We start from the raw sequence: 246 nt of genomic DNA on the forward strand, positions 1-246 counted from the left end.
CGTAGGCGTGGGCCAGTTGCAGTACCGCGAAGTCGGCCTGGTGCGGACCGATGATTTGCAGGCCCATCGGCAGTCCCTCGGCATTGAAGCCCGCCTGCACATTGGCCACCGGGCAGCCGGACAGGCTGCCGGGAACCACCACTTCCATCCAGCGGTGGTAGGTGTCCATTGCCACGCCTTCGATGCTGCGCGGCCAGGGGGTTTCCTTGGCGAAGGGAAATACCTGCGCGCTGGGCAGCAACAGGT

The 246-nt window shown here is 65.4% G+C and carries 1 protein-coding gene; it reads right to left on the reverse strand.

Annotated elements, in window-relative coordinates:
• The coding region (locus BST14_RS32160) for an amidase family protein (protein WP_245845874.1) at positions 1–246 on the reverse strand (246 nt) is incomplete at both ends.

The sequence above is a fragment of the Mycobacterium arosiense ATCC BAA-1401 = DSM 45069 genome (genome assembly GCF_002086125.1).
Classification (GTDB): domain Bacteria; phylum Actinomycetota; class Actinomycetes; order Mycobacteriales; family Mycobacteriaceae; genus Mycobacterium; species Mycobacterium arosiense.